Raw genomic sequence first — 25,641 nt, forward strand, 5'->3', positions numbered from 1 at the left:
ATTGCGAAGCTCCTGCCACGTGAACGCCGCATGGGCATCTCGCCGTGCGCCACTGACCCCGGGGCGAGGGCGCGCGTTGGACAGGAATGCGATCAGGTGCTTCGCCTCGGCCACCGAGAGATGTTCCGGCAACGGATCAGCGCTGGCTGCCTCGGCGTAGCGCACGTGCGGGTTCTCGGCGAGCCAATCCGAAGCGGCCGTATTCGGGGGATCGTCGGACTGCGCTGCGTGATGGCGCAGCACGCGGTCGATCAGGCGCAACAGCCGAAGGGCRTGCCGCGGGCTGAGTGAAAGGTCCGGGCTCTTCATGCCGAAGCGGGCAGCCTGAAACGCCTGGAGGTCCTGCGCGTCGAGCGACTCCAGCGTCACGGCGGGCGACTGGGCCAGGCACCAGCCCATGAAGCCGCGCCACATCTCGCGATACACCTCGATCGATCCAAACAAGGAAACAACGCAGCCGTTGATCCGCTCTAGTCCGCAGCTTGCAATTGATCGAGGCCAAGCAGGAGGAAATGCGCAGGCCGCCTTTCCTTGCGATTCCCGTCGTCAAAGACGACGATGACCTTGTGCTCCCCGCCGACGATTGCCGGACTTACCCCTTCAGCGTGCGAGAGGGTCCGCAAGCCGGGAACCTTGACACGGCGCGCCGCGCTCCCGGGATGCCCGTTCCAACGCCACAGATCGAACGGCTCCGGATCGCGGGCCACCGGCCCGCTGATGACGATGAACTCGCGCAGGACGGGGATATAGGAGAGAGCCCGAATCCCGCAACCGCCCAGATCAAGTTCGACAAGATCGGGCGCCAGACGGGGCGCTTCATCCGCGTCGAAGATGCCCGCGGGATTCTCGACGATCGCGATGAGCGCGCGGCCGTCGCGCAACGGGCTGCGAAAGCCGACCAGCAAGCGCAATGGATCCACACTGACCGCCAGGGCTTCGATGTTGAGCCCACCGCCGCCCTTGACGTCCCGGACGCCTGCCGCTGATGCGAGTTCAGGATGCTGCGCCGTCATCGCACGCTTCAGGCCTTCGCACACCTTCCGATCCACGGGCTGGTCGCCCTTGATGCGAAAACGCACCAGCCGGTCGCGGGATTTCTTCTCTCTGCCTTCGTCGTCCCGCGAATGCGAAGTGATGGCATAGGCGAATCCCTCCGGATCGAGTGCAACGCCTTCGAGGTCCTCCAGGTTCCAGAAGTCGCTGAAGGCCTGAAGGAAACCGGGCGTCAGTTCGCTCGCCTCCACGCTGCCGTCCGCGCCGACCCGGAAAAGGCCGAACGGATGACTCTTTTCGTCCTCGACCGCGAGAAATCGGCCGTCCGGCAACTGCACGATCGCGGACGGCTCGTAGAGGCCATTCAAGGGCAGGAAAGCGGGAGGTTCCGGGTAGGCCATGTCGCCATGATGACGCGTCAACCGATTCGGGACCAGAGCAACCCCGCCCTCCGCGCGTCGGCCGATCGCGCGCCCGATTGTCGGCTGCAGCGCAATGGACTCACACGGTGTCCGATCTGAACATGACCAAGGTAACCACCGGAGGTCGTTCCGGGCGTTGCCCTGGCGAATGGCATGGTGGGAAGGATGGCCAAAGCGCGAGCGCAGTGACTGTTCCGAAAGCATGAAAACCGGATTGTGGAAGCGCGGCTTTTTCTCTCCCGGGGGGCCACCTACAGTTCATTCGTCGCCGCTCAAGGACAAGCTGCCGCCCGATGTCTGGGACTACCCCACGGCGTAGCTTTCGGACTGAAGGAGCACACAGAGTGTCAGAGGATCGGTCGCGCCGCGGCTTTCTCGCATCCGCCGCCGCAGGCGGAGCCGTTGAAGCGCCCTCACGACGCTTCCTTCTCGACGATGGTCAGGTGGCCGCGATAGCTTGTCACGGTGCCGATGACCGGCAGCGACGCCCGGACTCGAAAGTGAAGCTGGTCATGTTGTCCGGTCTCCTCTGCAATGATCGTCGGGAGCAGCCAGCGCGGGCACGGCACGCCCAGGAAGCGCAATCCCGTCAGACGCATCTCGAGCCGACCATCTGCCGCGCACAGGTTGAAGGTCAAGCGCGCAGCGCCCAGTCGCTCGACGACCCGAGGCGCATCGAGGCGCATGCGCGAGGTCATTGTCTGGCTCGGGAAATGACGGGTCCAGGTCTCGGCCTCCGGCGCGGCATGAAGCTCGAAACGGATGGGTCCGCTCATCGCCCGGCGCGGGGTACCGATGCAAAGCGCGAGGAGCCTTGCCGCCAGTGTCGAGGGCGCCTCGGTGTCAACCCAGCCGTGAAGTTCTTGCAGGCCGACCAACCTGTGAAAGCGCCGCACCGCGAGAGGCAGATGGTCGAAACGTTCACCCATGGCCCGCTCGTACATCGACGCGGCGTTCATGCGACAAGCTCGACGACCCGGTACTCAGCCAACGCTCGGACCCAACGACGGACTCACGCGAGGGGAGCCGGGCCGCTGGGCTCGCCGGCCGGAAGCGCGGAAGCGTGCGTGATCGATGCAACGGTATCGGACCTCGCAGGCGCGGCCAGGCTGCGCTTCATCAGCCAGGGGACGCCGGGAATTCGCAATCCGGTTGCAAATGCCACGTCCCGCCACATCCCTTCACCTTGCGCCTGGAAGCATGGCGTCAGCAGCCGGCTCAAGGTCTGAAAGCCTTGGGACCGCCGCAACCGTCGCGACGCGTACGCGCGCGCTGCTCCCGCCGCACCGTGTTGCTGCACGGCTCGGGCCAGAGCGAGCGCGTCCTCCATCGCCAGCGTGGTTCCCAGTCCGAGCTGAGGGCTCATGGCATGCGCCGCATCGCCGACGACGCACAGAGGGCCGGAACCCATCGAGCGCGGCCACGTATGGCGATACGTCGCGAACGCCAGGTCGTCGTGCCGCCGAATCTGGCTCACCACGGGCTCGGATTCGGGCCAGAGCGACAGCACATGCGACTTCCATGCAGCGAGGTCACCCGACTGCCAGTCCGCGTAGCGGTCGCCGCGAATGCTCCAGAAGAACGAAAGCCGGATCGCGCTGCCCGAAACCTCGGTGGGCATGAGGCCCATCATTTCCGAGGTTCCCCGGAATCGCTGCAGCAACACTTCAGACTCCTTCCAAAAGGGCACCCAGAACTGGCCCCAAAGTGCGCCCCATCGGTAGGTCCTCGAAGGACCGGCAAGGCCTGCACTTTCCCTCAATCCGGATGCGGCCCCATCGGCAATGGCGAACAGGTCGAAATCCCGGGACTCGGCTTTGGTCGTCGCCCTCGCACGTTCCTTGACCACGGTCAGAGATTCGACTTGGCGAGCCAAGGAAAAATGAACGCCAGCGGCTTGCGCGGCGCCATGGAGGACGCGAGAGAGCGCTGCTCGACCGACCGCGCGAGCCGGCGACGCCTCGTAGTGGATGTCGACCACGCGCCAGCCTCGATGGCTGGTTCCAAGCAGCCGCCCAATAGGAACACTGACCGCGTCGAACTCGCGGCGCACGCCGAGCTCTTCGAGTGCGCGAAGGCCTTGCGGCTGGATGAGCAGCCCTGCGCCCAGCGGCTCGAGCGCTGAATGCTTCTCGAAAACCTCGACCCGATGGCCCAATGCCGCCAGCGCGATGGAGGTCGCCAGACCGGCGGGTCCGGCACCGGCAATTCCGATGTTCAGTGTTGTTGACGGCTGCTGCATGCGACGGAGACGAGATGCATCAGCATAGCTCAGCCTCCACCTCACTTCGACGCTAGCATTCGCACGCGAATTTCTCGCGACCGCGATTCCCAAGGAGAAGCAATGTCCAGCCCTCGCTCCATCCATCGGTCCGGCATCCTGTCGGTTTCGGCGGTTGCCTTCATCAGCCTGATAGGGGGCTGTTCCGCCATCTCACCCGCCGCCGGGAGCAAGCCGTCGACGGCCATGAAGGTCACCTCGAGCGCCTTTTCCGACAATGGTCCCATTCCGGCTGAGCATGCGGGTCTTGGCGACTGCGGTGGCAAGAACGTCTCCTTGCCGGTGGCCTGGACCAACCTGCCCGCGAAGGCGAAGTCGGTCGCCGTATTCCTTTGGGACCCGGACGGTGCTACGGGCCTCGGTGTATCGCACTGGGTGGCCTACAACATCGCGGCCGAGCGCGGTCAGCTCAAGTCGGGCGACGCACAGGCGGGTGCGGACTTTTCCATGGGGCCGAACGTCGCGGGCGCAGCGGCCTATCGCGGAATGTGTCCCCCCGTCGGCGACCTGCCGCATCACTACACGTTGACGGTGGTGGCGTCCGACCTTCCGCCGGGCGCACTGCCCGCTGGATTGGGGCGTGACGCCTTGCTTGCCGCGCTCAAGGGTCACGCGCTTGGCGGACAGAGCGTGGTCGGACTCTACAGCCTTTGACAGGGCTCGGCGCCCACCTTCTGCGCCGGTGTCGCCCCGAGCATGTCCTTGCCGACCAGGGCGATCTGGATGTCGGGCTTGCCCAGGCAGGCGCGGTCAGCCGCGACTGCCGGGTTCGGATGCAGCAGCGCGACGGCCAGAGCCATCAGCGACAGACCGCTCGTCAACCAAAACAGACAGCGCGAAGAGAGTTTCATGGCCATTGGCTCCGGTGGAGTGGATCTCTGGGTACGCGATTTGAGTGACGCCAATTTAGGCGTCCACCCCTGTTTTGCGGAGTACGCAGTGCACAGGGCCAATGTGACCTTTGTCACTCCGCGGCCGCGGCCCTGTGCCGGCGCGGGCCCTGCGGAGGTTGAGCCCCTCGCATCCGTCGCCACGCGCCAGACGTATCCGTGACGACGGCGTCGGCCTGCAGGCCCAGCCGACCCGGAGCAGCGAGCGAACGGCTGCTCGAGGTAGCAGACAACTCGGGCGCCCTTCGGTCAAGTGCGGCAGTTGCTGGCATGCTCGGCGTCTCCTTCCCTCCGGTACTTGTATGCGCGCGAACCCCTGTTATTTGGCCATCGCGCTAGCTCTGGCAGGTCCCGTCATTGCGCAACCCGCAAGCCAGGTGGACAACACCGAGTGCAAAGCCGAACAGGCGGCCATCGAGCGGGACATGGACCTCGCGCGCGCCAACGGCCAGATGCTGCGGCGACGCCAACTTGCTGAGGCATTGACTGCGGTGCAGGCTCGTTGTGAAACGCTTGCCCCCGAGCAGCGACGTGCAGCGAACATCGAGAGGCTGGAAAAGGAAATCCGAGAACTGCGGAAGGAACTCGACCATTCAGAGGAACAACTGCGCAGACTGAGGCACGAGGCCCCGTAGCGCCGCGCAATGGTTCGTCCATGATCTACAAGGCCATCGCAGCACCGTCCCCGACAGCAACGCTGCGATCACCGCCGGTGCACCCCTCTACAATGCTGCACAGCAGCACGTGTCCATGGCGACACCGGTGCCCGGCCCTGCCGCCAGCAAGTCCGGGCCTTGATAACCGGCGCGCGCGGCTGCGTCCGCGCGGTTGGCCGACCTGGAGCAACCAATGAATCACCCGCGAGCCCCCTCTTCAGACGACAAAGCGAAGCCCTCGCTGCTGCGCCGCATTCCGCTCGCGTTCGGCGCCTTGTTCGGCGTATTGGCAGATGCCGATCTGGCTGCGCGGTACGCCGCGCTGCGCAATGGCGCTGCACCGCCATCGGTTGCGGCATCGGCCGCACCGGTGCCTGTACCGCCGGTGCTGAAAGAGGCAAGTCCCGAGGCCGCGCTGCAACTGCTCGCCCTGCTGCAACGCGATGCGCGGCTCATCGACTTTGTTGGCGAGAATCTTGGCAGCTACGCCGATGCCGAGATCGGCGCCGCCGCACGCCTTGTGCACGAAGGCTGCGCCAAGGTGCTGCGCGAGCACTTCAGCATCGTGCCGGTGCGTGACGAGGCCGAAGGCGGCCGCGTCACGCTGCAGGCGGGGTTTGACGCCGCCGCGGTGCGCCTGACGGGCAACCTGGTGGGTCAGCCGCCATTCACCGGCAGCCTGAGACACCGGGGCTGGCGCGTCACGGAAGTGCGGCTGCCCAAACTGGCCGAGCGCCACGATACGCATGTGGTGGCGCCGGCGGAGGTCGAACTATGAGCAACCCGCGCTTCGCGATCGGCATCGACCTCGGCACCACGCACAGCGCACTCACGTACATCGACATCGCAGCCAGCGACGGCGAAGCTACCGTCCACGGCTTGCTGCCGGTTCCGCAGTTGACGGCCCCCGGTGCGGTCGAATCGCTGGCGCTGCTGCCTTCGTTCCTGTACGTGGCCCATGAAGACGAAATGGCGGCGGGCGACCTGGCGCTGCCCTGGTCGACGGAGGGCCATCATGCCGTCGGCGAACTGGCGCGCAGTCGCGGCGCGACGACGCCGATCCGACTGGTCTCGAGCGCGAAGAGCTGGCTTTGCCACCCCGGCGTCGATCGGCGTGCCTCGATCCTGCCGCACGATGCGCCGCCCGAGGTGGCGCGGCTGTCGCCGCTCGACGCCTCGATCCGCTACCTCGAACACTTGCGCAACGCCTGGGACCATGCGCACCCCGAAGCGCCGTTCTCCGAGCAGGACGTGACCGTGACGATCCCGGCGTCGTTCGACCCGGCCGCGCGCGAGCTGACGGTCGAAGCCGCCAAGGCCGCCGGCTGCAGTTCACTGACGCTGCTCGAAGAGCCGCAAGCGGCGCTGTACAGCTGGATCGAGGCCAGCGGCGCGTGGCGCAAGCAGGTCAAGCCGGGCGACATCATCCTGGTGGTCGATGTCGGTGGCGGCACCAGCGACTTCTCGCTGATCGCCGTGCTCGAGCGCGACGGCAATCTCGAACTGCACCGCGTCGCGGTGGGCGACCATATCCTGCTTGGTGGCGACAACATGGACTTGACGCTCGCGCATGTCGTCGCCCGCAAGCTGGCTGCGGCGGGCACCACGCTGGACGCATGGCAACTGCGCGCGCTGACCTATGCCTGCCGCAGCGCGAAGGAAAAGCTGCTCGGAGATGCCGCAGCACCTGCGCAACCCATCGTCGTGCCCAGCCGCGGCAGCAAGCTGATCGGCGGCTCGATCCGCACCGAGCTGACGCGCGACGAAGTCGGTGCGACCATCGTCGATGGTTTCTTTCCGCAGGTCGAAGCCTCCGCACGACCCGTCGCTCGCGTGCGTGCGGGCCTGTCGCAGCTGGGCTTGCCCTATGCGCAGGACGCGGCCGTCACCCGCCACCTGGCGGCGTTCCTCGGCCGGCAGGTCGGGGCCGTCGCCGAGCTGGAAGGTTTCCTTGGCGATCGCGCCAGCCACGACGCAGAGGGCGCCAGCTTCCTGCACCCGACAGCGGTGTTGTTCAACGGCGGCGTCTTCAAGTCGCCGCTGCTGGCCGATCGCACGCTGGCGACGATCAACAGGTGGCTCGCCGCAGAAGGCGGCTCGCCGGCGCGGCTGCTGAGCGGCGCCGACCTCGACCTCGCGGTCGCCCGCGGCGCCGCCTACTACGGCTATGTGCGGCAGGGCCACGGCGTCCGCATCCGCGGCGGCACCGCGTTTGCGTACTACGTCGGTGTCGAGTCGTCGATGCCCGCGGTGCCCGGCATCGAGCCGCCGGTGCAGGCCCTGTGCGTGGCGCCGTTCGGCATGGAAGAAGGCACCGAAGCCGAACTGCCCGCGCTCGAACTCGGGCTGGTGATCGGCGAACCCGTGCATTTCCGTTTCTTCGCTTCATCGGTGCGGCGTCAGGACGGCGTGGGCACGCTGCTCGACGCCTGGGCCCCCGACGAGCTGCAGGAACTCACATCGATTTCAGCCACGCTTCCACCGGAGGGGCGCAGCCCCGGCGAAGTGGTGCCGGTGCGCCTGCACGCCCGCGTCACCGAGGCCGGCACGCTCGAACTCGAAGCCGTTCCGCGCAGCGGCAGCGAGCGGTGGAAGATCGAATTCGACGTGCGCGGCGAACGCCCGCAGGACGACCCGGGGGTTTGAGCAGGCATCTGGCACCAGCATGACCGCGACCTATACGGTCGGCATCGACCTCGGCACCACGCATACCGTCGTCGCCTATGCGGCGGCGAATGGCCGGATCGCAGAAGACGCCATCCGCCTGTTCGACGTCGAACAGCTGGTCGCGCCCGGTGAAGTGGCGGCTCGGCCGCTGCTGCCGTCGATGCGCTATCACCCGGCACCGGGCGAGTTGCCCCCGGGTGATCTGGTGCTGCCATGGCCACCGGCCGGCGATGGCGACACCGCTGTGATCGGCAGCCTGGCGCGCCAGCTCGGCGCCCAGGTGCCAGGGCGGCTCGTGGCCAGCGCGAAGAGCTGGCTGTCGCACGCCGCGGTCGACCGGCTGGCGGCCATCCTGCCATGGGGTGCAGCGGCCGATGTACCGAAGGTGTCTCCGGTGGCTGCGAGCGCGAGCTACCTCGCGCACCTCCGCGCAGCCTGGAACCACCGCTATCCGCAGGCCCCGCTCGAACATCAGGAACTCGTGCTGACAGTGCCGGCTTCGTTCGACGATGCGGCACGCGCACTGACTGTCGAAGCCGCACGCGACGCCGGACTGCCGCAGTTGCGCTTGCTCGAAGAACCCCAGGCTGCGCTGTACGACTGGCTGTTCCGCCACCGCGATGCGCTTGGGAAGGCGTTGGCGAACACGCGGCTGGTGCTGGTCTGCGATGTCGGCGGCGGCACCACCGACCTGAGCCTGGTGCGCGTCGACAGCGATGGTGCCGAACCGCGACTCGAACGCATCGCGGTCGGTCGCCACCTGATGCTCGGCGGCGACAACATGGACCTGGCGCTCGCGCATCTGGCCGAATCCAGGCTGGACGCAGCGGCGGACGACGCTGCGGCGCGCCTGTCGGCAGGCCAGCTGTCGCAACTGGTTGAACGCTGCCGTTCCGCCAAGGAGCGGCTGCTTGCTGCCGATGCACCGGCCAGCGCGCAGGTGACGCTGCTAGGCGCGGGTTCGCGCCTGATCGGCGGCGCGCGTTCGGTGGCACTGGGCCGCGACGAAGTCGAGCGCATCGTGGTCGATGGCTTTTTCCCGCAGGTGACCGCCGGCGAACTGCCGCGGCGCGAGCGTGGCAGCGGCCTGGTCGCGTTCGGACTGCCCTACGCGAGCGACCCGGCCGTGACGCGCCACATTGCCGGCTTCTTGCACCAGCACGCGACCGCCGGCTGGCCCGACGCGCTACTGCTCAACGGCGGCGTGTTTCGCTCCGAAGCGATCGCGGCGCGCCTGCACGCGACGCTCGGCGCGTGGCGCGGCGCGCCGCTGCATGCACTGCACAACGCCGATCCGGACGTCGCGGTTGCGCGGGGCGCGGTCGCCTACGCGCTGGCGCGGCGCGGCCTGGCGCCGAAGATCAGCGGCGGTTCGGCACGCAGCTACTTTCTGCCGCTCGACGACAGCGAGGGGCGAGGCGTCTGCGTGCTTCCGCGCGGCAGCGAGGAAGGCCGCGAGATTCGCCTCGAAGGCCGCAGCTTCGAGTTGCGCATCGGCGAACCGGTACGCTTCCACCTCGTGTCGACCACGGGCGGTAGCGCCGGCCAGCTCACGCCGCTGGCCGGTGAACTGGTCGATCTTGACGAACGCGATGTGCAGCCGCTGCCGCCGGTGGCCACCGTGGTGCGGGCCGGTGGCGGCACCGCGCGACGCAACATCCCGGTGCAGCTGGCGGCCATGCTGACCGAGGTCGGTACGCTCGAAGTGCACTGCATCTCCGCCAATGATCCGGCGCAACGCTGGAAGCTCGAATTCCAGTTGCGTGTCGATTCGGCTGCGCCGGTATCCGCAGGGGCTGGACTGCCGCCGCGCTTTGGCGAGGCGGTCGAGTGCATCGAGCGTGTCTTCGGCGCGCGCGATCGCCAGGTCGGGCCCAAGGCGGTCAAGCAGTTGCGCACGCAGCTCGAAGCCCTGCTCGGCAGTCGCGAACGGTGGTCGACCGCGTTGCTGCGCCCGCTGTTCGACGCGCTGTGGCAGCGCGCGCGTGGACGCCACCGCTCGGCCGACCACGAGCGCCTGTGGTTGAGCCTGGCCGGCTGGTGCCTGCGACCGGGCTTCGGAGACGCGCTCGACGCCTGGCGCATCGAGCAGCTGTGGCCGCTCTTCGAGTTGGGGGTGCAGCACGGCCACGAGCGTCAGGTCAGCGCAGAATGGTGGACGCTATGGCGGCGCGTCGCCGGCGGGCTGGACGAAGCAGCCCAGCTGCGGCTCCTGGACGATTTCGCGATCAACCTGCGGGGCGGAGAAGCAGGCATTGAACGACCGCCACGGCTCGTCAAGGGGGGCTGGGACGACATGGTGCGCATGGGCGCTTCGCTCGAACGCATCCCGGTCGAACACAAGGTCGAGATCGGCGACTGGCTGGTCGAGCACCTGCGGCGACCGGGCGCCGCAGGCGGTCCGCAGGCACGCGACACATGGACGCTGTGGGCCGTCGGTCGCATCGGTGCGCGCGCGCCCCTCTACGGCAGCGCACACGGCGTCGTACCGATCGACGCCGCCGCCGCCTGGCTCGACGCACTGCTCGCACTGGACTGGAAGCGCGTCGAAGGGGCTGCTGCCGCCGCCGCAAACCTCGCTCGCCTGAGCGGTGATCGCGCGCGTGACCTGCCGCTTGAAGCGCGCGAACAAGTCATCTCGCGGCTCGAGGCCCATCGGGCTCCGGCGGCATGGATCGCTCGCGCGCGCGACGTCGTTGCGCTCGACGAAGCCGGCGAACGCGGCGTGTTCGGCGAGGCTTTGCCACCGGGTTTGAAACTGATCCGCTGAGTTGCGACGCGGTGCTCTGGGCCGCAGCGTTGCGCAGTCAGCGTGGGTGCGTCGCCTCGCGCCGCGCGTAGAACTCCGCGACGCTATCGAGCTCCTGTGCGGTCAGGGGGCGCACCATGTTGCGCATCTGGCCGAAGCTGTCGTTGCGGCGAGTGCCCGACGCAAAGGCCTTCAACTCCTTCAACAGGTACTCCTTCGGCATCCCTTCGAGCCAGGGCGCGCCCAGCTTGTGGTCGATGCCGCCATGGCACGCCACGCAGGGCACGATGTTTCGCAGCGGGTCACCCACGCGGACCAGCGCCGGTGCACCCGGTTCATCGGCATGCACCGGTGCCGCGCGCGCCTTGGGCAGCGAGTCGTAGTACGCGGCAACGTCCTGGATGTCCCGCTCCGACAGCTTGTTGGCGATGGATTGCATGAATGCGCTGGTCCGGTTGCCAAGCTTGTAGTCATGCAACTGCTTGATGATGACCTCCGGATACTGTCCGGCCAGGTTGGGCGAACCACCATCGCTCATGCCCTGCGCGCCATGGCACATGCTGCATTGCTGGATGGCGATGGTGGCGCCGCGCCCGGTCGCATCGCCTGCGCCGGAGCGGCCCATGGCGTTGGTCAGGATGAAGCTGGTGGTGCCGGTGGCCGGCTTCGGCCACTCCTTCGCGGCCGTCCATTCGCTGGGCACGCCCGCCGCCCGGCAGATGCTGTCCCAGACGCTCCTGGCGGTAAAGTCGCCGTGCCTCGACGGCAGCCACACAAAGCCCACGAGCAGCGCCACCGCGGTGAACGCGACGAGGCCGAGCACGCTCCAGCGAAACCATCGGTTGCTCCACGCGAACACGCCGGGTTCCTGCATCACCGGCCTCCGATCGGAACGACGGGAACCGAGGCATTCTTCAGCGACGCCAGCTGCACGATCGGGAATCCGTAGTTCACGACCGTCAGTGCGATCATCAACGACACCCAGAGTGCAAAGCCGTTCAATGCCACCGGCGTGCTTGCAGGCATATGGACCGGCGTGCTGAAGCTGTACGGCGCAGCTGCCGCTTCGCTCTTGCCGGCGCGCGCCAGGATGTAGATGAAGACCAGGGCGGACAGCACCAGCATCAAGCCGCCGAGCGTGCCCGCCACGAGCGTCCAACCCTGGTTGCTGAGCGCAGGGTTGGAAAAGTCGAAGTACGCCATGCGTCGTGGCTGCCCGAGCAGGCCGACCCAATGCCACGGCATGGTCATGACCATCATCCCGACGAACCACAGCCAGAGCTGTGTCTTCACGAGGCCGGCGGGCAGCGTCCTGCAGCCGGTAAGCTGCGGCCACAGGTCATACGCCACCACGAAGTACATGATGACGATGGCGCCCGCGAAGATCAGGTGGAAGTGCCCCGTGACCCACTGCGTGTTGTGGATCGCCTCGTTGAGCTGGAAGCTCATGTTGATGAGCCCGCCCGCACCGCCGAAGCCCAGCATGATGAACGAGAAGGTGACGGCCAGCATCATCGGGTTGTCCCATGGCAGGGCCTTCACCCATCCGAAGATCCCCTTGCCGCCTCGCAGGCGCGCCGCGATCTCGACCGACGCGACGATGGTGAACACCGTCAGGAAGGTGGGCACCGCCACCATCGCCGTGAACGCCGCATGCACGAACTTGAACCCCGCCCCGACCTGCGGGTCGGCGAAGAGGTGGTGGATGCCGATCGGCATCGAGAACACGAGGAACAGCACGAACGCGACGCGCCCCATCGTGTCGCTGTAGAGCCGCCCGCCAATGGCACGCGGCACGATCGTATAGAACGCGATGTAGGCCGGCATCAGCCAGAAGTACACGATGGCATGCAGCGTCCACGAGAAGAACACGCGTGCCAGGCCGGCGTTGATGGTCTCCGTCAGGCCCAGTGCGGCGGGCAGTATCAGGAGGAGGATCTCGACCGCCGCCCCCACCGAGGTCCATGCCCACAGGTAGGCTCCGGCCACGTTGCCGAACATCGCCAGCGGCACGGTCGTGCCGGCGTTCTTCTTCTTCCATGCCCGCAGGTTGATCGCCATGAGCGCAACCCAGAACCACGAGCCGACGACCACCAGCACGATGCCGAGGTAGTAGAAGGGGCTGCCGATCATCGGCGGGTAGAAGGTGTAGAGCACCGAGGCAAGGCCCAGGGCGACCGGCGTTGCCGCCATCACGGTCCCGACCACCACCAGCCAGAAGCCGGCCCACGCCCAGCGCAAGCCGATGAGCGGCTGCTTCAGCGCCAATTCGCTGATGGCGTAGCCGAAGCCCATGGCCACCAGCGTCGGCAGCACATAGCCCATCACCGTGCCGTGCGCGGTCACCGACCGGTAGTAGTGCTCCGGATCACCCACCCATGCACTGAGCGGGCTGCGCACGAACATCTGCCATTCCCCCAGGATAATGGCCGCGCCGAACGCGATGAAGGCGATCCAGAAGTGGGCAAGAACGAGTTTTCTAGCGCGAAACACAGCTCATCCTCTCTCCGCTCCTGGCCTTGGCGAGGAACTCGTCGGCCGCCAGCACCTGCACGCGGCCCCACATGGCCTCGTGGCCCGTGCCGCAGTATTCATGGCACGGCATCAGGCGCTCCCCGGGCTTTTCGAAGGTCGCGGTGAAGGTTGCGACGAATCCCGGAACCAGCATCACGTTGGCGTTGGTCTTGTCGACGACAAAGCCATGGATGGCATCGGCGCTGGTCGCGCGGAAGGTGACGGGCACGCCCGCGGGAACCACCAGGCATTGCGGCTCGAAGGAATACTGCTGCGCGATGAGCCGCACGATGACCTTCCCGTTCGCATCGACCGTCGTGCCCAGGTTGTCTTCGACGAACTCACCCGACACGTGCAGCGTGCGCGGATCGACGGTCTCCACGCGGGACGGCGGCATCGACGCCCAGTGCAATCCGGTGAAGACCATCGTCGCGAGAAGCAGGGCGATGATGAGCATGACGATGATCGCCCAGCGCCTTTCCGCGCCGGCGGCAATGGCCTCTGATGCGTGCGCCGTGCCGGCGTTCACCGACGTCACTGGATGGCTCCTCGCGGCAGGTAGACCAGAAAGTAGAAGAGGAAGACGATGGCGACCACGATGAAGGTGGCGACCCCGACGACCGCGAAAGTCCCCGCCGGTCCTCGCGCGACGATGTCGTCGACACGCGCCTCATCTCGTGCCAGGTCGGTGCCATCGGTCGCGGTCGGAAGATCGTCGTGGGTTGCCATGCGCGGGTCTTCCTTGATGCTATTCGGGGACGAGCGTACGCAACTCGCTGACGTTGGCGGCCGTCACCGGCGTCCCGCTGTTCTCCCAAGCGACGCGGATATAGGTCACCACCGCCGCCACCTCGTCGTCGTTGAGGATGTGCGAGAACGGCGGCATGCCGTGCGGTTTCGGGTTGCGCTTCGTGCCGGGTGCGTAGCCGCCGTTCAGCACCATGCGGATCGAGTTCACCGGTGAGCTCATCGTGATCGACTGGTTGTTGGCGAGCGGCGGAAACTGTGGCGGGTGGCCCTTGCCTTCCTCGCCGTGGCACATGAAGCACTGCGTCGCGTAGATCTTGCGGCCCAGTTCCATCACGCTCGGGCTCACCAGGCGCGCGCTGCTCGGCGGCGGCGGTTCGGCGTCGCGCTGCGGCAGCTCCTTCAAATAGACCGCCATCGCTTCGACATCCGCGTCGGAAAGGTACTGCAGGCTGTTGTAGACCACCTCCGCCATCGGCCCGTAGACGGTGGCTCGGTCCGAAATTCCGGCCTGCAGGAGATCGCTGATTTCCTTCAGGCTCCAGTTGCCGAGGCCTGCCTCGCGGTTCGACGTGAGCGAGGGCGCATACCAGTTCTGGTTGGGGATCATCCCGCCTTCGAATTCCTGTGAGGTCTTCGAGCCGCCGAGCTTGTTGATGGCCGTATGGCACATCGCGCAATGGCCGAGACCTTCCACCAGGTAGGCGCCGCGATTCCATTGCACGCTCTTGCTCTTGTCCGGCTCGTATTCGCCCTGCTTGAAGTAGAGCGTGCGCCAGCCGATCAGCAGGTCGCGCTGATTGAACGGGAAATTCAACTCATGGGGCCGGTTCTTCTGGCTCACCGGCGGTACGGACATCATGTAGGCGTAGATGGCGTCCGAGTCCTCGCGCGTCACCTTGGTGTAGGAGGCGAAGGGCATCACCGGATACATCAGGGCGCCATTGCGCGCGACGCCCTGGTGCATCATTCGATAGAAGTCGTCCGAAGTCCAAAGGCCGATGCCGGTTTCATCGTCCGGCGTGACATTGGGTACGTAGAGGCTGCCGAAGGGCGTGGCCATTGCGCGGCCGCCCGCGAACTGCTGGCCACCCGGTGCGGTATGGCATGCGATGCAATCGCCGGCGCGCGCCAGATACTCGCCCTTGGTGATCGTCTGCGTCGTTGGGCTCGCTTCGACCTTGCCCGGCTGTGTCGGCAAATACCCGGGCATGAAATAGAGGAAGCCGGCAACGAGAATCGCCGCGATCGCCAGCACGGCGAGAAGGAGGTTGCGTATTCCTCTGGACATGAGGTCTACATCTGGCTGCCGCAGGACAAGGGCATGCGCTGGAGGTTGGACGACGCGGGCGACGTGTCGCGCGGCGGATCCTGGGACGAAAGCCAGGTGGCCACCGCGTACACATCCGCTTCCGACAGGCGGTCTGCGATGCGCTTCATGCAATCGGGCTGCGCGGCCTGCCGGTTGCCCGTGCGCCAGCGTGTGAGCTGCGCAACGATGTACGAGGGACGCAATCCGACGAGACCCGGGATGCCCGGCTCCATGCCGGTGAGCCCCGGGCCGTGACAGGTGATGCAGGGGGGTACCTGCTTGCTCGCATCGCCCGACATCGCGATCGTCGCGCCGCGCGCGATCACCGCCTCCGAGGCGGTTGTCGGTTGCTTCGGTTCGAAGGCAGGCCGCTCCTTCGCGAAGTGTTCGGCGATCTCCCGCAGATAAGCGTCCGGCAGATAGGCCACCAGGTAGTTCATCGGCGGATACACCCGCTTGCCGTCACGAAAGGCGACCAGCTGGTTGTAGAGATAGGCCGCGGGCTTGCCCGCGATGCGTGGAAAGTACTGGTTGCTTGTGCCTTGTCCACTCTGACCATGGCAAGTCACACAGCCCTGCACACGCGCTTCCATCGAATCGACGGACTTGAAGGCTGGGATGGCAGGATCCTGCTGCGCACGGGCGGCACCGGCGAAGGTGAGGAAAGACAGCGAAGCCGCGAGCAGCGATGCGCATTCCAGGGTGAACTTGCGTCCCACGGGCGGCTCTAGAACCTGAATTCAAGGGAGCTATTGCCCCTTCCAACCCCGACCATGCGGGTCTGAGCCACTTTCCCCTGGGGCTCTGCCGTCACCGAGTAGCGGCCAGGCGCCAGGTCGACAAGGCAGATCGGTCCACCCGAGGAGGGAATCGAAAGGACGCTGGTGCCTGCATCGTTCTTTACCGTGACTGCGACCGCGGCAAGGAATTCGCCGCGCCTGTTCACGAACATCAGCGAAAGTGGGTGGTCTCTCATCGCTCCGCGAAATGCAGTTGACTGCCCCGAGCCGATTCCGCCGCAGACATACTTCACGTCGCCTTGTGCCTGCATGGGCGGGATCGTGGATTGGGCCTGTGCCGTCCAAGGCACAGTGGTGGCCAGGACGACGGCGCCGCAACCAAGAAGCGATAGACAGCGATCCATAAGGTGCTCCGCTCGTTGAGGGGGAGACCATCTTCAGTTTGCCAAAGGCCGATGTCAAGCGAGCGCAGCGGCGGGCCGTCCGTGCGCCAACTGCCGGTCGAAGGCCCGAGCTTCGTTCATTTCATCGGCCGCTGTGTCATGGGAACAGGCAGTTCGAGCGCAAAGTCCGCACCCACTCGGCCGCTCGCTCGCTGTGTGGAATCGGCGACCCGCAAGCGCGGCGCGTCGAGCGCGAAAAGCGACCACAGCACCAACGGGGCAGAGCGGGAACCGCCCAGCAGCACGGCCGCATCCTCGGAGAACGCGGCCGTGTATACGTCGCCACCGACGAAAGGCAGCATCGCCCGCAACTCTCCTGATGGCAGGTCGTACACCGCCAATTCGCCGCGATTGAATATCGCGATCCGGCGACCGTCCGCATTGACCACCATCTGGTCGCCGCCGATGCGTACCTCAGCTGACCGTTCCAACGTCCCATCCGATCGCCACCGCCAGAGGAAGAGCCCATTTCGCGTCAGGGCCGCCACTTCATTGCGGCCCCTTCGAGCCACATCCGTCAACGCGAGGTCCGCCCTGCCGACCAGGTCGACCTTGAGCGTCGTGTCCCTAGCGGTATCCCAGATCCACGTGCTGAAGGACTCGCTGATCAGCACCTTGCCATTCGGGCCGGCGATCATGCGACGGATGTCGTTGCTCGCCGCGACGGGACCGGCGCGCACCCTCTCGCGACGATCCGCCGGTAGCAACAAGGGTGACGTCCAGCCACCGCCTACAACAAGCGCAGTCCCATCATCCAGCCAGGTCGCCGAGCGCAGGCCGGTTGGAACCTGTTCGCGGAACGATGCCTCGCGCAACAGCCGATCCGATTCCCAGATGCCGACGTTGGCACCATTGCCGAAGAAGGCAATCCGCTTTCCGTCGGCGGCCCGCGCAACCCATTCGACCGAGGCGCCGAGTCTGCCGAGGTCTGAGACCTTGCGACTGGCGAGATCGAAGCTCAGGACGTGGCCGCCGGATGCGGCTGCAAGCACATGGTCGCCCGCTGGCGACGTCTCCAGGGAGCGCACGCGAGGCTCGGCAGTTGCATCCGAACCCATCAGCCGCACGGGTGCGTTCAAGGGAGAGTCCAGTTGGACCACACGCAGGACTTGCTGCCAATCGCCCGCGTGAAGCCGCTCGCTGCCCAGCGACAGGAGAGTGTCGTCGGGCAGAAGTGCAGACGCATTCGATTGAGCGTGGATGCGCACGCGTCGAAGGGCTCGTCCCTCTGCGACGGACCAGATCAGCAGTTGCCCATCTCCATCCAGGATGACCAATCGCTCACCGGTCTGGTCGAAGCCGAATTGCGTGACGCGCAACGGATCTTCGTCGCCAAACGGTCTTTGACCCAATGGAGCCACCACGCCGAAATTCTGATCGAGGAAGAGGAGTTCGTCGCCGCCCAGCGTCAGCACGCACAGCTTGCCCGTCTGCGGATGCAGCGCGAAGTGGGTGGGTTGCGCCCGGTCACTCTGCCCGGGTCTAACAGGCAATGCAAAGCGCTGGGGCGGTCCAGGCTCTCCATTGGCCAGCGTCACCGAAACAAGGCCGTCGACTTCCGCAATGACGATGCGCTCGCGATTCGAATCGTATGCGGCCTCGACGATGTCATTGGCCGAACGATAGATCTCACGTGGCGCACCCGAAGGGCAGCCGTCCTTGAAGCCGACCACATAGGCCGCCTTGCCGGCAACCGTCAGCAAACCACGGTCTACCGGCAAGAACTCCAATCTGGAGATGCGGTCGCTGAAGACGGGGAGCGCATCGCAAGCGGGACGCTCCAGATCACCCACGGCCCGGACATGCATGGTCCCGCGATCGTCGCCCACGATCAAACGCTCGCCGTCGGGCGTGAATCGGACCGCCCACAGGTCCACCTTGCCAAGCCTGACATCGCTTCGGGATTCACGTCCAGCTTCCGTCCCGATCAGCGAAAGGCGCCCTTCGAAGCCCGCAGCGGCCAGACGATGGCGAGGAAAATCCACGTCGATGGCGAATGCGCTGACCTCAGCGGCGCCCGATACGTGTGACAGGTCGAGCGGGGGGTTCTCGGTAATCAGTCGCCGAGCCTCGGCCTTGTCGGCATGGCGCATGGACTCGGCAGCAAGCGCCGCCGCTTCGTCGCGAAAGCCTGATGCCAACCGAGCCCTTGCCGCAGTCATGTAGTTGGCCGCGAGGTTTTGCCGCGCATCGTTCAGCGCCCGATTGGCCAGCCAGGCAGCGGCCAGCGACGCCGCCAGGAGCGCAAACAAGACGGCGGCGATACCCTGGAACACCCGCAGGCGCACCATGTCGCGTCGTCGATTGCGGAACTGGCGGGTGATAGCCTCGATGACTTCGCTGGAGGGCGAGTCCTGAAGCGCAGCGAGCGGCTGCTCGAGCCGTATGACATCGCGCAGCCGCGCAACGATTGCGGATTGATCGCCCATCCCGGCGAGCGCGCCACCAAAGCTGATGGGCAGCACACGCAACGCCTCGCCACGATTGGCAGCGAAGTAGGCATCGACCTCTGCGAGCACCCAGTCCGGATCGCGGGACTGCAGGATGAGGGGCGAACCGAGGACCACGAGCATCGTGGCCTTGCGGATGTGACGCAACGTCGAAGCCGACAACTCGTCGCCAGGCCCGTACTCTCTCGTGTCGATGAATGTCGACAGCTTCTCTTCATCCAGTCGCTTGACCAGGAGCGCAGCGTAGGCCGCGGCGTCGGCGCGGCGATGGGCGACGAAGACGTCGTATCCAAACAGTCGATCGATCACGCGTGAAGGTGAGCGAATCAGGCGCAGGAGATATTGCAGCAATTGCGCTTCGGCTCCTTGCTTCAAGAGTTCAAGAGTCTTGACCGCCCGCGGGCCGCGCGGCTCAGGTCTTCGTCGAGCAGTTGGCGTAGGTCATCTTTCCGTTCTCCTGCATGAACGCGGTTCTGCCCTTGTTCCAGAAAACGACCGTCTCGGCATTGTTCGCGTAGCGGCCGCCGTCCGCCGACAGGGCCTGCGGCAACGCCATCCTGCGGCCGTCGGAGAGGACGAGCTGCACGCTGCTGCCGCTGGCGTTGATGAAGGTGGCGTCGATCGCCTTGCCGTCGGCGCACGAGAACCTGGCCTGAATGCGCCGCGGCACAGCGTGGGCTTCGCCGTCAGCGGCGACCCCCGTCGCGGCCGCGCGCCGAGTGCATGAACCGTCGTAGTACGCCGCGGCCGTGCACGTCTTACCGTTGGGGAACGTGCAGTTGCCGCGCTCGACCGGCGTGTCGGTTGCGGCCGTGACGCTGTATGCGCCTCCCGTGATCGCGCAATAGCGTGCGGCAGGCGTCAGGTATCCGGTGACCTTGATGCCGCCGGTACGGCATTCGCCGCGCATCATTGCCCACTCCTCGCACTGCAGGTTGTCGTCGAACATGCACACGCCGAATTGCCCGCCGCGAGGATCCTTCTCCATCGACACCTTGCCGCCCTTTGCCACGCAGTTCTGCGAAGCGGGATTGGCAAGTTGCGCCGCGGGTGCCGGCACAGCGGCGGCGCCAGTCAGGGCAACGAAGGCCGCGACCGCGATCGGGCGGCAGGCCAGGAGCGAAAAAGATGAACCGGTCACGGGCGACTCCTGAGAGCGAGGTCATGCCTGCGCACGACGCCTCGCAAAGGTAACACGGCGCATCCCTAAACGAGCCGCAGCAGACGAGTGGCCCGCGGCGCGCGGGTTCAGCGTCAGAGCCTTGCGACTATGTGCCCGGGCGCCCTTCGTCAATCCAGGCCTGAGTTTCCTTGATGCCAAGTCGGTAACGCGCACAGTTGAAAGCCGCAAGTGCTTTCAATTCATGCGCAAGCAGGCCCTGGAACTTCGAAGCATCCGCGTCGGGCAGCCCCAATCCGGCAAGCGCTTCCACCACTGGCTTACGGCTCCTGACCACCAAGCCCACCGCTTCGTTGAGCGCCTCGCGGTATCTCACGCGGAATGGGTCCGGCGCGCCCAAGGACTCCTGCACCACCTTGTACTTGGCATGCGAGCGTCGGTAGGTCCAATCGAAGAGGTCCACTGCCATTGAGACGTCGCAGCGCTCATATACGCCCATCATGGCCAGCGCGTAGTCTTCTCGCTCGACATCCAGGAACGACAGGGGTGCCTGGTTGTAGAGCATCAGCGGGACATTCGCCGCAAGCCGACTCACTCTTTTGTTCCCATCTTCGAAGGGCTGCAGATACGCCAGATTGACCCAGAGGAAGAAGGCCGCCTCGACAGGGTTCTTGATGAGCTGGGCCATCGAGAGGATGCGCTCGAACATCTCCGTCAACATCGCCGGAGCCTGGGCGGGAACGTAGGTGGTGCCGCTGATGTTGACCACTTTTTCGCGAATCACCCCGAGCGAAGCGACATCCGCCAGCAGGTCTTGCATCAGCACCGCGTGCAGATTGCGAACGAGTCCGGCGCTCAGTCCCTGGGTCGGGACGGCATCGACGAGGAACTCGATGGCAGCCTTGTGATTGAGCAGCATGACTGCGTCACTGTCCGTGGCAGCCGCTCCGCTCTTGAAGAGCTCTTCGGTGTCCAACAGGGTGTAGCGGTTGCCCTCCAGATGAGAAGACGCCCATGACAGGTCGATCAGCAGTTGCTCCAGGACCTTGCGGGCATACGTGGCCGCCGGCAGTTGCCCCGGGTGGTGGCCGAGCGCAACCAGCTCTTCGGCGAGCTCGCGTGGCAGCAGGAAGGTCTCGTTGGGCTTGTATTCATCGACGAATTCGCGGCGGTAGGTCACCGGCGAACGGGCCGCCAGCGGCAAGGTCAATCTCTGCCTGAGTTCCACGCTCGCCGTGCGCCAAGTCGGAGCAACGAGGCGCGGGGCTTCTTTGGCATGCGGGGGAGCTGCAGTCTTTCCAAGTGCTGCAAGCAGAGCTCCCGTTGCCGGTAGGCGATACCTGGTCGCACGAGCCTTGCCGGTGACATCGATTCGTTTGTCCGCCACCAGCTTTGACAGCATCCGCTTGACGGCGGGCAGGCTCGAACCTGTGGCTTCAACCACCTGGGCGGAAGAAACGCGTTCATGCCCTGCAGCCGCGAGAGCGGCCATGGCTCCCAGCAAGGCATCGAATGTCAGTCGGTCGTTGTAAGGCATGAATCGGCTCGATATTGTGAGCTGATTCTACCCAAGCTGAGCCAATTCGCCGGTTATCGGCTCGAAATTGGAGCCGATACTGAATGGATCGGGCCGATATCAACGAGCCGATTCCAAGCCGATCTGGGGGGTGCAGCAATCCTGGAGAATTCAGTCGAACTCGAAAAGCGTGAGCGCTTCCACCGGGGCATCCCAGCCAGCACATTAGCCTTTTTGCAGCTATTTGACCTTTATCCGTTTCCCAGCTAGATTCCATTTAGCATGAAAACGGCTAACTCCACCGAAGCACTTCCCGCCCAACCGCTGGTATCCGACACTCAACTGGGGCAACTGTTGCGCAGCTCGCGAAAGCGGCTGAAGCTGAACCAGGCTGCCATCGGCGCGAAGCTGAATCTCAGCCAGAACCGGGTCTCGTACCTCGAGCTCCATCCCGACGAGCTGAGTTTCAAGCAACTCCTGGCCTGGTGCTCGACCCTGGGCCTCGAGCTGAAGATCGGCGCGCGCGGCGCCGCACCGGTCGCGCCCCGACCGACCGAGTGGTGACATGGGGCGTCGATCACACAGCCAGTCGCTCGGCCTCTGGTCCAACGGCGAGCGCGTAGGCCGCTGGACGATCCCCGCACGCGGCGACATGGAGCTGTGCTACGACGACGCGTGGGTGCGTTCGGACGTCGGCCGCCCACTGTCCCTGTCCCTGCCGTTCAACCCGCACAACGAGCCCATCAAGGGGCCCGCAGTCGAGCACTACTTCGACAACCTGCTGCCCGACAGCAACGACATCAGGAAACGCGTGGCGGCTCGTTTCAAGACCGGCTCGGTGGACGCGTTCGACCTGCTGCGCGCCATCGGCCGCGACTGCGTTGGCGCCGTGCAACTGCTCGATGAGTCCGAAGCCCCCACATCTGTCGACCAGGTGCAGGCCGTGCCCGTCGACGACGAGTCCGTCGAGCGACACCTCCTGAGTGTCGTCAACCCCGACAAGTTCGCAGGCGCGGCAGACCCCGACGACGACTTCCGTATCTCGTTGGCCGGAGCGCAAGAGAAGGACGCCTACCTGTGGTGGAACGACGCCTGGCACAAGCCCCGCGGCACCACCCCAACCACACACATCTTCAAGCTGCCGCTGGGCCTGATTGGCGGGCACCGGGCCGACTTCTCCACCTCCGTGGACAACGAGTGGCTGTGCCTGAAGCTCCTCCGGGCCTATGGCCTGCCCACGGCGGACGCGACCATCGCAACCTTCGGGAAGCAACGGGTCCTGGTCGTCGAGCGATTTGACCGGCGCGTTGCCGGTGAACGCATCTGGAGACTCCCCCAAGAGGACTTCTGCCAAGCTACCGGCACCTCGCCTTTGGTGAAGTACGAGAACGAGGGCGGCCCTGGATTGAGCAAGCTCTTCTCCATCCTCCAGCAATCCTCGGCCGCAGGCGAAGACATGCGCACCTTGATGGCCTCGCAGGTTCTCTTCTGGCTTCTTCGCGCGCCCGACGGCCACGCGAAGAACTTCAGCATCCACCTGCTGGCCGGCGGCTCCTTCCGGCTGACCAAGCTCTACGACGTGATGTCGGCCTACCCCATTCTCGGCAGCGGGCCCAACCAATGGGCGCCCCACAACATGAAGATGGCAATGGCGCTTCTCGGCAAGAACAAGCACTACCCCATGGCCACTATTCAGCGACGCCACTTCAACAGCACCGCGCAGAAGGTAGGTTATGGTCATGACGCCGAGGACGTCATCCGGCATGTGATTGCGAGAACGCCAGGCGCGATCAGGGACGTGCACGACCAGTTGCCGAAGGATTTCTCGCAGCGGGTGGCGGAGAGCGTTCTGGGAGGCCTGCAGGCCGCCGTGGCCACGCTCGAGGGCATGCCTCCCGCCTGAGAGGCAATCGGCGCGCCCAACTGCACGCGGTCGTGCGCAATGCCCTACGCTGCGCGAAGCTGTTCGCCGACTGGCAGCTTGCGGATGCGCTTGCCGCTGGCCGCGAAGATCGCGTTGGTCAAGGCCGGCATCACGCAGGAGGTACCGGGCTCGCCGATGCCACCGGGCGCCTCCAGGTTCTTGACGACATGCACGTCGACTTGCGGTATCTCGTTGATGCGCAGAACGCGGTAGTCGCCGAAGTTGGTCTGTTCGACGCGGCCGTTCTTGAGGGTGATCTCGCCATACATCGCAGCCGACAGGCCGAACACGATGCCGCTTTCCATCTGGGCGCGTACCGTGTCGGGATTCACCACGATGCCGCAATCGACGACGCACCACGCACGCATGGGCTTGACGGTACCGTCCTTGTCGATGCTGACCTGGACGACCTGCGCGATGAAGCTGCCGAAGCCGATGCACAGCGCGATGCCACGGCCCTGACCTGCCGGAAGCGCCTGTCCCCAACCTGATTGCTCCGCGGCAAGCTGCAGGACGTTCTTCGCACGCGGGTTCTTGTCGAGCATGGCCACGCGATAGGCCAGGGGATCCTGCTTGGCGCTGGCTGCCAGCTCGTCCACGAAGCTCTCGACCGCGAAGGTCCCGCGCGTCACGCCCACGCCACGCCAGAACGCCGTCGGTATGCCGGGCGGCTCGAGCGCGACCCAGTCGACGTGAATGTCGCCGATCCCATAAGGCTGGTTGGCCGAGCCATCGACCGCATCGGGATCGATGCCGTCCTTGATCCATTCAGGGGAGTAGCGCGCGACGATGGACGAGCCGGCAATGCGATGGGTCCACGCCAGCGCCTTGCCGTCCGCGTCCACGCCCGCGCTCAGGCGGTCGTAGTAGTACGGGCGGTACATGTCGTGCTGGATGTCTTCCTCGCGGGTCCAGATCACCTGCACGGGGCCCTCGACGTGCTGCGCGATCTGCACCGCCCGCACCGTGCCGTCGAACTCCAGGCGGCGGCCGAAGCCACCACCGAGCAGATGGTTGTGGACGCGGACCTGTTCGCGCTGCAGACCGGTCACCTTCATCGCGGCGGCCTGCGTGAGCCCCGGGACCTGGGTGCCGACCCAGATGTCACAGCCCTGCCTGGTCACCTGCACCGTGCAGTTCATCGGCTCCATCGCCGCGTGCGCAAGAAAGGGTTGCTCGTAGACGGCGTCGAAGCGTCGTGCGGCGCGCCCGATGGCCGCGGTGGCATCGCCGTCGTGACGCGCGACCGCGCCAGGCTTCCCCGTCGCCGCGGCAAGCTGGGCCACGATGTCGGCCGTGGACAGCGTCGCGTTCGGGCCTGCGTCCCACTGCGGGTCGGCGGCCGCGAGGCCCTGCTTGGCAGCCCACGTATGACGGGCCACGATCGCGACCGCATCGTCGAGCCGCACGACCTGGGTCACGCCGGGGACCGCCTTCGCCTTCGCCTCATCGAGCGAGACGAGCTTGCCGCCGAAGGTCGGCGAAGCGCTCACGACGGCGAACTTCATGCCGGGCGGCCGGCTGTCGATGCCGAACTTCGCGCTGCCGTCGACCTTGCCGGCGGTGTCCAGGCGCCGGTGCGGCGTCCCGATCAGCTTGAAGTCACGTGGCTCCTTGATCGCTACGTTCTCGGGCACCGGCAGCTTCGCCGCGGCATCCACGAGCGCGCCGTAGCCGAGTCGACGCCCGGTGGGGCCATGCACGACCTGGCCGTTCTCCGCGTGGCACGTCGACGGGTCGACGTTCCAGCGTCGGGCGGCGGCGGTCACGAGCATGACCCGGGCCGTCGCGCCCGCTTGCCGCAGGGGCACGTACGTGCCACGAATCGAGGTCGAGCCCCCTGTCATCTGGATGCCGATCAGCGGGTTCACGTAGATCTTGTCGTCGGGCGGCGAATGCTCGATCGCGACCTTGTCGACATTGACCTCGAGCTCCTCCGCGATCAGCATCGGGATCGAGGTGTAGGTGCCTTGCCCCATCTCGATGACGGGCATCACGAACGTGACCTTGCCGGCGCGATCGATGCGCAGGAAGGCATTCGGCGCGAACGCCGCGTTGGTGGTGAGGCTGTCGCGAATCTCGCCGCGTGCGGGCAGGCCGAAGCCCAGCAGCAGCCCTCCGCCGAGCATGCCGAACGTGCCGGCCGCTGCGACGGTGAGAAAGTCCCGGCGCGAGGCCGGCGCGGTGACGGGGGTCTCGATCGGCTCGGGCTTCATC

The 25,641-nt window shown here is 66.0% G+C and carries 21 protein-coding genes and 1 pseudogene; 7 read left to right on the top strand and 15 right to left on the bottom strand.

Annotated features, from left to right (window positions below; translation table 11 throughout):
* From AC1D3B_RS27990 to AC1D3B_RS28005, 4 genes and pseudogenes are all read right to left on the bottom strand, one after another.
* A pseudogene (locus AC1D3B_RS27990) lies at window positions 1–426 on the bottom strand (tyrosine-type recombinase/integrase); the annotation flags it as partial.
* Window positions 427–470: 44 nt separating this feature from the next.
* Complete coding sequence (locus AC1D3B_RS27995) at window positions 471–1,619, bottom strand: DUF3616 domain-containing protein (protein WP_478193936.1); 1,149 nt, start codon at window positions 1,617–1,619, stop codon at window positions 471–473.
* 209 nt (window positions 1,620–1,828) lie between these two features.
* On the bottom strand, window positions 1,829–2,374 hold the full coding sequence (locus AC1D3B_RS28000; protein WP_478193937.1) for a DUF4166 domain-containing protein: 546 nt from the start codon (window positions 2,372–2,374) through the stop codon (window positions 1,829–1,831).
* Between the two features lie 53 nt (window positions 2,375–2,427).
* The gene (locus AC1D3B_RS28005) at window positions 2,428–3,657 is read right to left on the bottom strand and encodes an FAD-dependent oxidoreductase (protein ID WP_478193938.1); all 1,230 of its coding nucleotides are present in this window, start codon (window positions 3,655–3,657) and stop codon (window positions 2,428–2,430) included.
* A gap of 102 nt (window positions 3,658–3,759) precedes the next feature.
* On the opposite strand from AC1D3B_RS28005, the gene AC1D3B_RS28010 reads away from it, so the two are divergent.
* Window positions 3,760–4,350, top strand: a complete 591-nt coding sequence (locus AC1D3B_RS28010) for a YbhB/YbcL family Raf kinase inhibitor-like protein (protein WP_478193939.1) — start codon at window positions 3,760–3,762, stop codon at window positions 4,348–4,350.
* Here the strand turns inward: AC1D3B_RS28010 and AC1D3B_RS28015 are convergent.
* The gene (locus AC1D3B_RS28015; RefSeq protein ID WP_478193940.1) at window positions 4,338–4,547 is read right to left on the bottom strand and encodes a hypothetical protein; all 210 of its coding nucleotides are present in this window, start codon (window positions 4,545–4,547) and stop codon (window positions 4,338–4,340) included. The two genes, AC1D3B_RS28010 and AC1D3B_RS28015, sit on opposite strands and share 13 nt — an antisense overlap.
* A gap of 341 nt (window positions 4,548–4,888) precedes the next feature.
* Between AC1D3B_RS28015 and AC1D3B_RS28020 the strand changes: the two genes are divergently transcribed.
* The 4 genes from AC1D3B_RS28020 (at window position 4,889) to AC1D3B_RS28035 (ending at window position 10,679) form a co-directional block, all read left to right on the top strand.
* Complete coding sequence (locus AC1D3B_RS28020; RefSeq protein WP_478193941.1) at window positions 4,889–5,221, top strand: DUF1090 family protein; 333 nt, start codon at window positions 4,889–4,891, stop codon at window positions 5,219–5,221.
* Window positions 5,222–5,435: 214 nt separating this feature from the next.
* On the top strand, window positions 5,436–6,020 hold the full coding sequence (locus AC1D3B_RS28025) for a DUF2760 domain-containing protein (RefSeq protein ID WP_478193942.1): 585 nt from the start codon (window positions 5,436–5,438) through the stop codon (window positions 6,018–6,020).
* Window positions 6,017–7,888 (top strand): Hsp70 family protein, encoded by a 1,872-nt coding sequence (locus tag AC1D3B_RS28030; RefSeq protein WP_478193943.1) that lies wholly within the window; start codon window positions 6,017–6,019, stop codon window positions 7,886–7,888. Before AC1D3B_RS28025 ends, AC1D3B_RS28030 begins: the two co-directional genes overlap by 4 nt.
* A gap of 19 nt (window positions 7,889–7,907) precedes the next feature.
* Window positions 7,908–10,679, top strand: a complete 2,772-nt coding sequence (locus AC1D3B_RS28035) for an Hsp70 family protein (protein ID WP_478193944.1) — start codon at window positions 7,908–7,910, stop codon at window positions 10,677–10,679.
* Window positions 10,680–10,716: 37 nt separating this feature from the next.
* On the opposite strand, the gene AC1D3B_RS28040 is transcribed toward AC1D3B_RS28035, so the two are convergent.
* The 9 genes from AC1D3B_RS28040 to AC1D3B_RS28080 all read right to left on the bottom strand — a co-directional run bounded on the left by AC1D3B_RS28040 (window position 10,717) and on the right by AC1D3B_RS28080 (window position 21,521).
* Window positions 10,717–11,283 carry a c-type cytochrome gene (locus AC1D3B_RS28040; RefSeq protein WP_478193945.1) on the bottom strand — a complete coding sequence of 189 codons (567 nt, stop codon included), beginning with the start codon at window positions 11,281–11,283 and terminating at the stop codon, window positions 10,717–10,719.
* A 248-nt stretch (window positions 11,284–11,531) separates the two neighbouring features.
* A complete protein-coding gene (locus AC1D3B_RS28045) occupies window positions 11,532–13,151 on the bottom strand; it encodes a cbb3-type cytochrome c oxidase subunit I (RefSeq protein ID WP_478193946.1) in 1,620 nt (539 codons plus the stop codon).
* Window positions 13,138–13,629: a cupredoxin domain-containing protein gene (locus tag AC1D3B_RS28050; RefSeq protein ID WP_478194013.1), complete on the bottom strand. Its 492-nt coding sequence runs from the start codon at window positions 13,627–13,629 to the stop codon at window positions 13,138–13,140. Before AC1D3B_RS28050 ends, AC1D3B_RS28045 begins: the two co-directional genes overlap by 14 nt.
* 77 nt (window positions 13,630–13,706) lie before the next feature.
* Window positions 13,707–13,901, bottom strand: a complete 195-nt coding sequence (locus AC1D3B_RS28055) for a hypothetical protein (RefSeq protein WP_478193947.1) — start codon at window positions 13,899–13,901, stop codon at window positions 13,707–13,709.
* 19 nt (window positions 13,902–13,920) lie between these two features.
* Complete coding sequence (locus AC1D3B_RS28060; RefSeq protein ID WP_478193948.1) at window positions 13,921–15,210, bottom strand: cytochrome c; 1,290 nt, start codon at window positions 15,208–15,210, stop codon at window positions 13,921–13,923.
* 5 nt (window positions 15,211–15,215) lie between these two features.
* Window positions 15,216–15,824 carry a c-type cytochrome gene (locus tag AC1D3B_RS28065; protein ID WP_478194014.1) on the bottom strand — a complete coding sequence of 203 codons (609 nt, stop codon included), beginning with the start codon at window positions 15,822–15,824 and terminating at the stop codon, window positions 15,216–15,218.
* 667 nt (window positions 15,825–16,491) lie between these two features.
* A complete protein-coding gene (locus tag AC1D3B_RS28070) occupies window positions 16,492–19,215 on the bottom strand; it encodes a TIR domain-containing protein (protein ID WP_478193949.1) in 2,724 nt (907 codons plus the stop codon).
* A 61-nt stretch (window positions 19,216–19,276) separates the two neighbouring features.
* On the bottom strand, window positions 19,277–20,005 hold the full coding sequence (locus AC1D3B_RS28075) for a DUF333 domain-containing protein (RefSeq protein ID WP_478193950.1): 729 nt from the start codon (window positions 20,003–20,005) through the stop codon (window positions 19,277–19,279).
* A gap of 127 nt (window positions 20,006–20,132) precedes the next feature.
* Entirely contained in the window at window positions 20,133–21,521 is a 1,389-nt protein-coding gene (locus AC1D3B_RS28080) for a Fic family protein (RefSeq protein ID WP_478193951.1), read from the bottom strand.
* A 261-nt stretch (window positions 21,522–21,782) separates the two neighbouring features.
* On the opposite strand from AC1D3B_RS28080, the gene AC1D3B_RS28085 reads away from it, so the two are divergent.
* Both AC1D3B_RS28085 and AC1D3B_RS28090 read left to right on the top strand, forming a co-directional pair.
* Window positions 21,783–22,064, top strand: coding sequence for a helix-turn-helix domain-containing protein (locus tag AC1D3B_RS28085; protein ID WP_478193952.1), 282 nt, complete (start codon window positions 21,783–21,785; stop codon window positions 22,062–22,064).
* 1 nt (window position 22,065) lies between these two features.
* Window positions 22,066–23,403: a type II toxin-antitoxin system HipA family toxin gene (locus AC1D3B_RS28090; RefSeq protein ID WP_478193953.1), complete on the top strand. Its 1,338-nt coding sequence runs from the start codon at window positions 22,066–22,068 to the stop codon at window positions 23,401–23,403.
* A 44-nt stretch (window positions 23,404–23,447) separates the two neighbouring features.
* Here AC1D3B_RS28090 and AC1D3B_RS28095 read toward each other — a convergent pair whose 3' ends face one another.
* A complete protein-coding gene (locus tag AC1D3B_RS28095) occupies window positions 23,448–25,640 on the bottom strand; it encodes a xanthine dehydrogenase family protein molybdopterin-binding subunit (protein ID WP_478193954.1) in 2,193 nt (730 codons plus the stop codon).
* Window position 25,641: the final 1 nt, after the last annotated feature.

It is taken from the genome of Variovorax sp. P5_A3 (assembly GCF_056400665.1).

Coding starts and splice junctions, on each gene's coding strand:
- AC1D3B_RS28085 (WP_478193952.1), top strand. CDS start 21,783: ATGAAAACGGCTAACTCCACCGAAGCACTTCCCGCCCAACCGCTGGTA.
- AC1D3B_RS28035 (WP_478193944.1), top strand. CDS start 7,908: ATGACCGCGACCTATACGGTCGGCATCGACCTCGGCACCACGCATACC.
- AC1D3B_RS28080 (WP_478193951.1), bottom strand. CDS start 21,521: ATGCCTTACAACGACCGACTGACATTCGATGCCTTGCTGGGAGCCATG.
- AC1D3B_RS28025 (WP_478193942.1), top strand. CDS start 5,436: ATGAATCACCCGCGAGCCCCCTCTTCAGACGACAAAGCGAAGCCCTCG.
- AC1D3B_RS28040 (WP_478193945.1), bottom strand. CDS start 11,283: ATGGGCCGCTCCGGCGCAGGCGATGCGACCGGGCGCGGCGCCACCATC.
- AC1D3B_RS27995 (WP_478193936.1), bottom strand. CDS start 1,619: ATGCTTTCGGAACAGTCACTGCGCTCGCGCTTTGGCCATCCTTCCCAC.
- AC1D3B_RS28000 (WP_478193937.1), bottom strand. CDS start 2,374: ATGAACGCCGCGTCGATGTACGAGCGGGCCATGGGTGAACGTTTCGAC.
- AC1D3B_RS28065 (WP_478194014.1), bottom strand. CDS start 15,824: ATGGAAGCGCGTGTGCAGGGCTGTGTGACTTGCCATGGTCAGAGTGGA.
- AC1D3B_RS28005 (WP_478193938.1), bottom strand. CDS start 3,657: ATGCAGCAGCCGTCAACAACACTGAACATCGGAATTGCCGGTGCCGGA.
- AC1D3B_RS28010 (WP_478193939.1), top strand. CDS start 3,760: ATGTCCAGCCCTCGCTCCATCCATCGGTCCGGCATCCTGTCGGTTTCG.
- AC1D3B_RS28095 (WP_478193954.1), bottom strand. CDS start 25,640: ATGAAGCCCGAGCCGATCGAGACCCCCGTCACCGCGCCGGCCTCGCGC.
- AC1D3B_RS28050 (WP_478194013.1), bottom strand. CDS start 13,629: ATGCTCATCATCGCCCTGCTTCTCGCGACGATGGTCTTCACCGGATTG.
- AC1D3B_RS28055 (WP_478193947.1), bottom strand. CDS start 13,901: ATGGCAACCCACGACGATCTTCCGACCGCGACCGATGGCACCGACCTG.
- AC1D3B_RS28060 (WP_478193948.1), bottom strand. CDS start 15,210: ATGTCCAGAGGAATACGCAACCTCCTTCTCGCCGTGCTGGCGATCGCG.
- AC1D3B_RS28015 (WP_478193940.1), bottom strand. CDS start 4,547: ATGAAACTCTCTTCGCGCTGTCTGTTTTGGTTGACGAGCGGTCTGTCG.
- AC1D3B_RS28090 (WP_478193953.1), top strand. CDS start 22,066: ATGGGGCGTCGATCACACAGCCAGTCGCTCGGCCTCTGGTCCAACGGC.
- AC1D3B_RS28030 (WP_478193943.1), top strand. CDS start 6,017: ATGAGCAACCCGCGCTTCGCGATCGGCATCGACCTCGGCACCACGCAC.
- AC1D3B_RS28020 (WP_478193941.1), top strand. CDS start 4,889: ATGCGCGCGAACCCCTGTTATTTGGCCATCGCGCTAGCTCTGGCAGGT.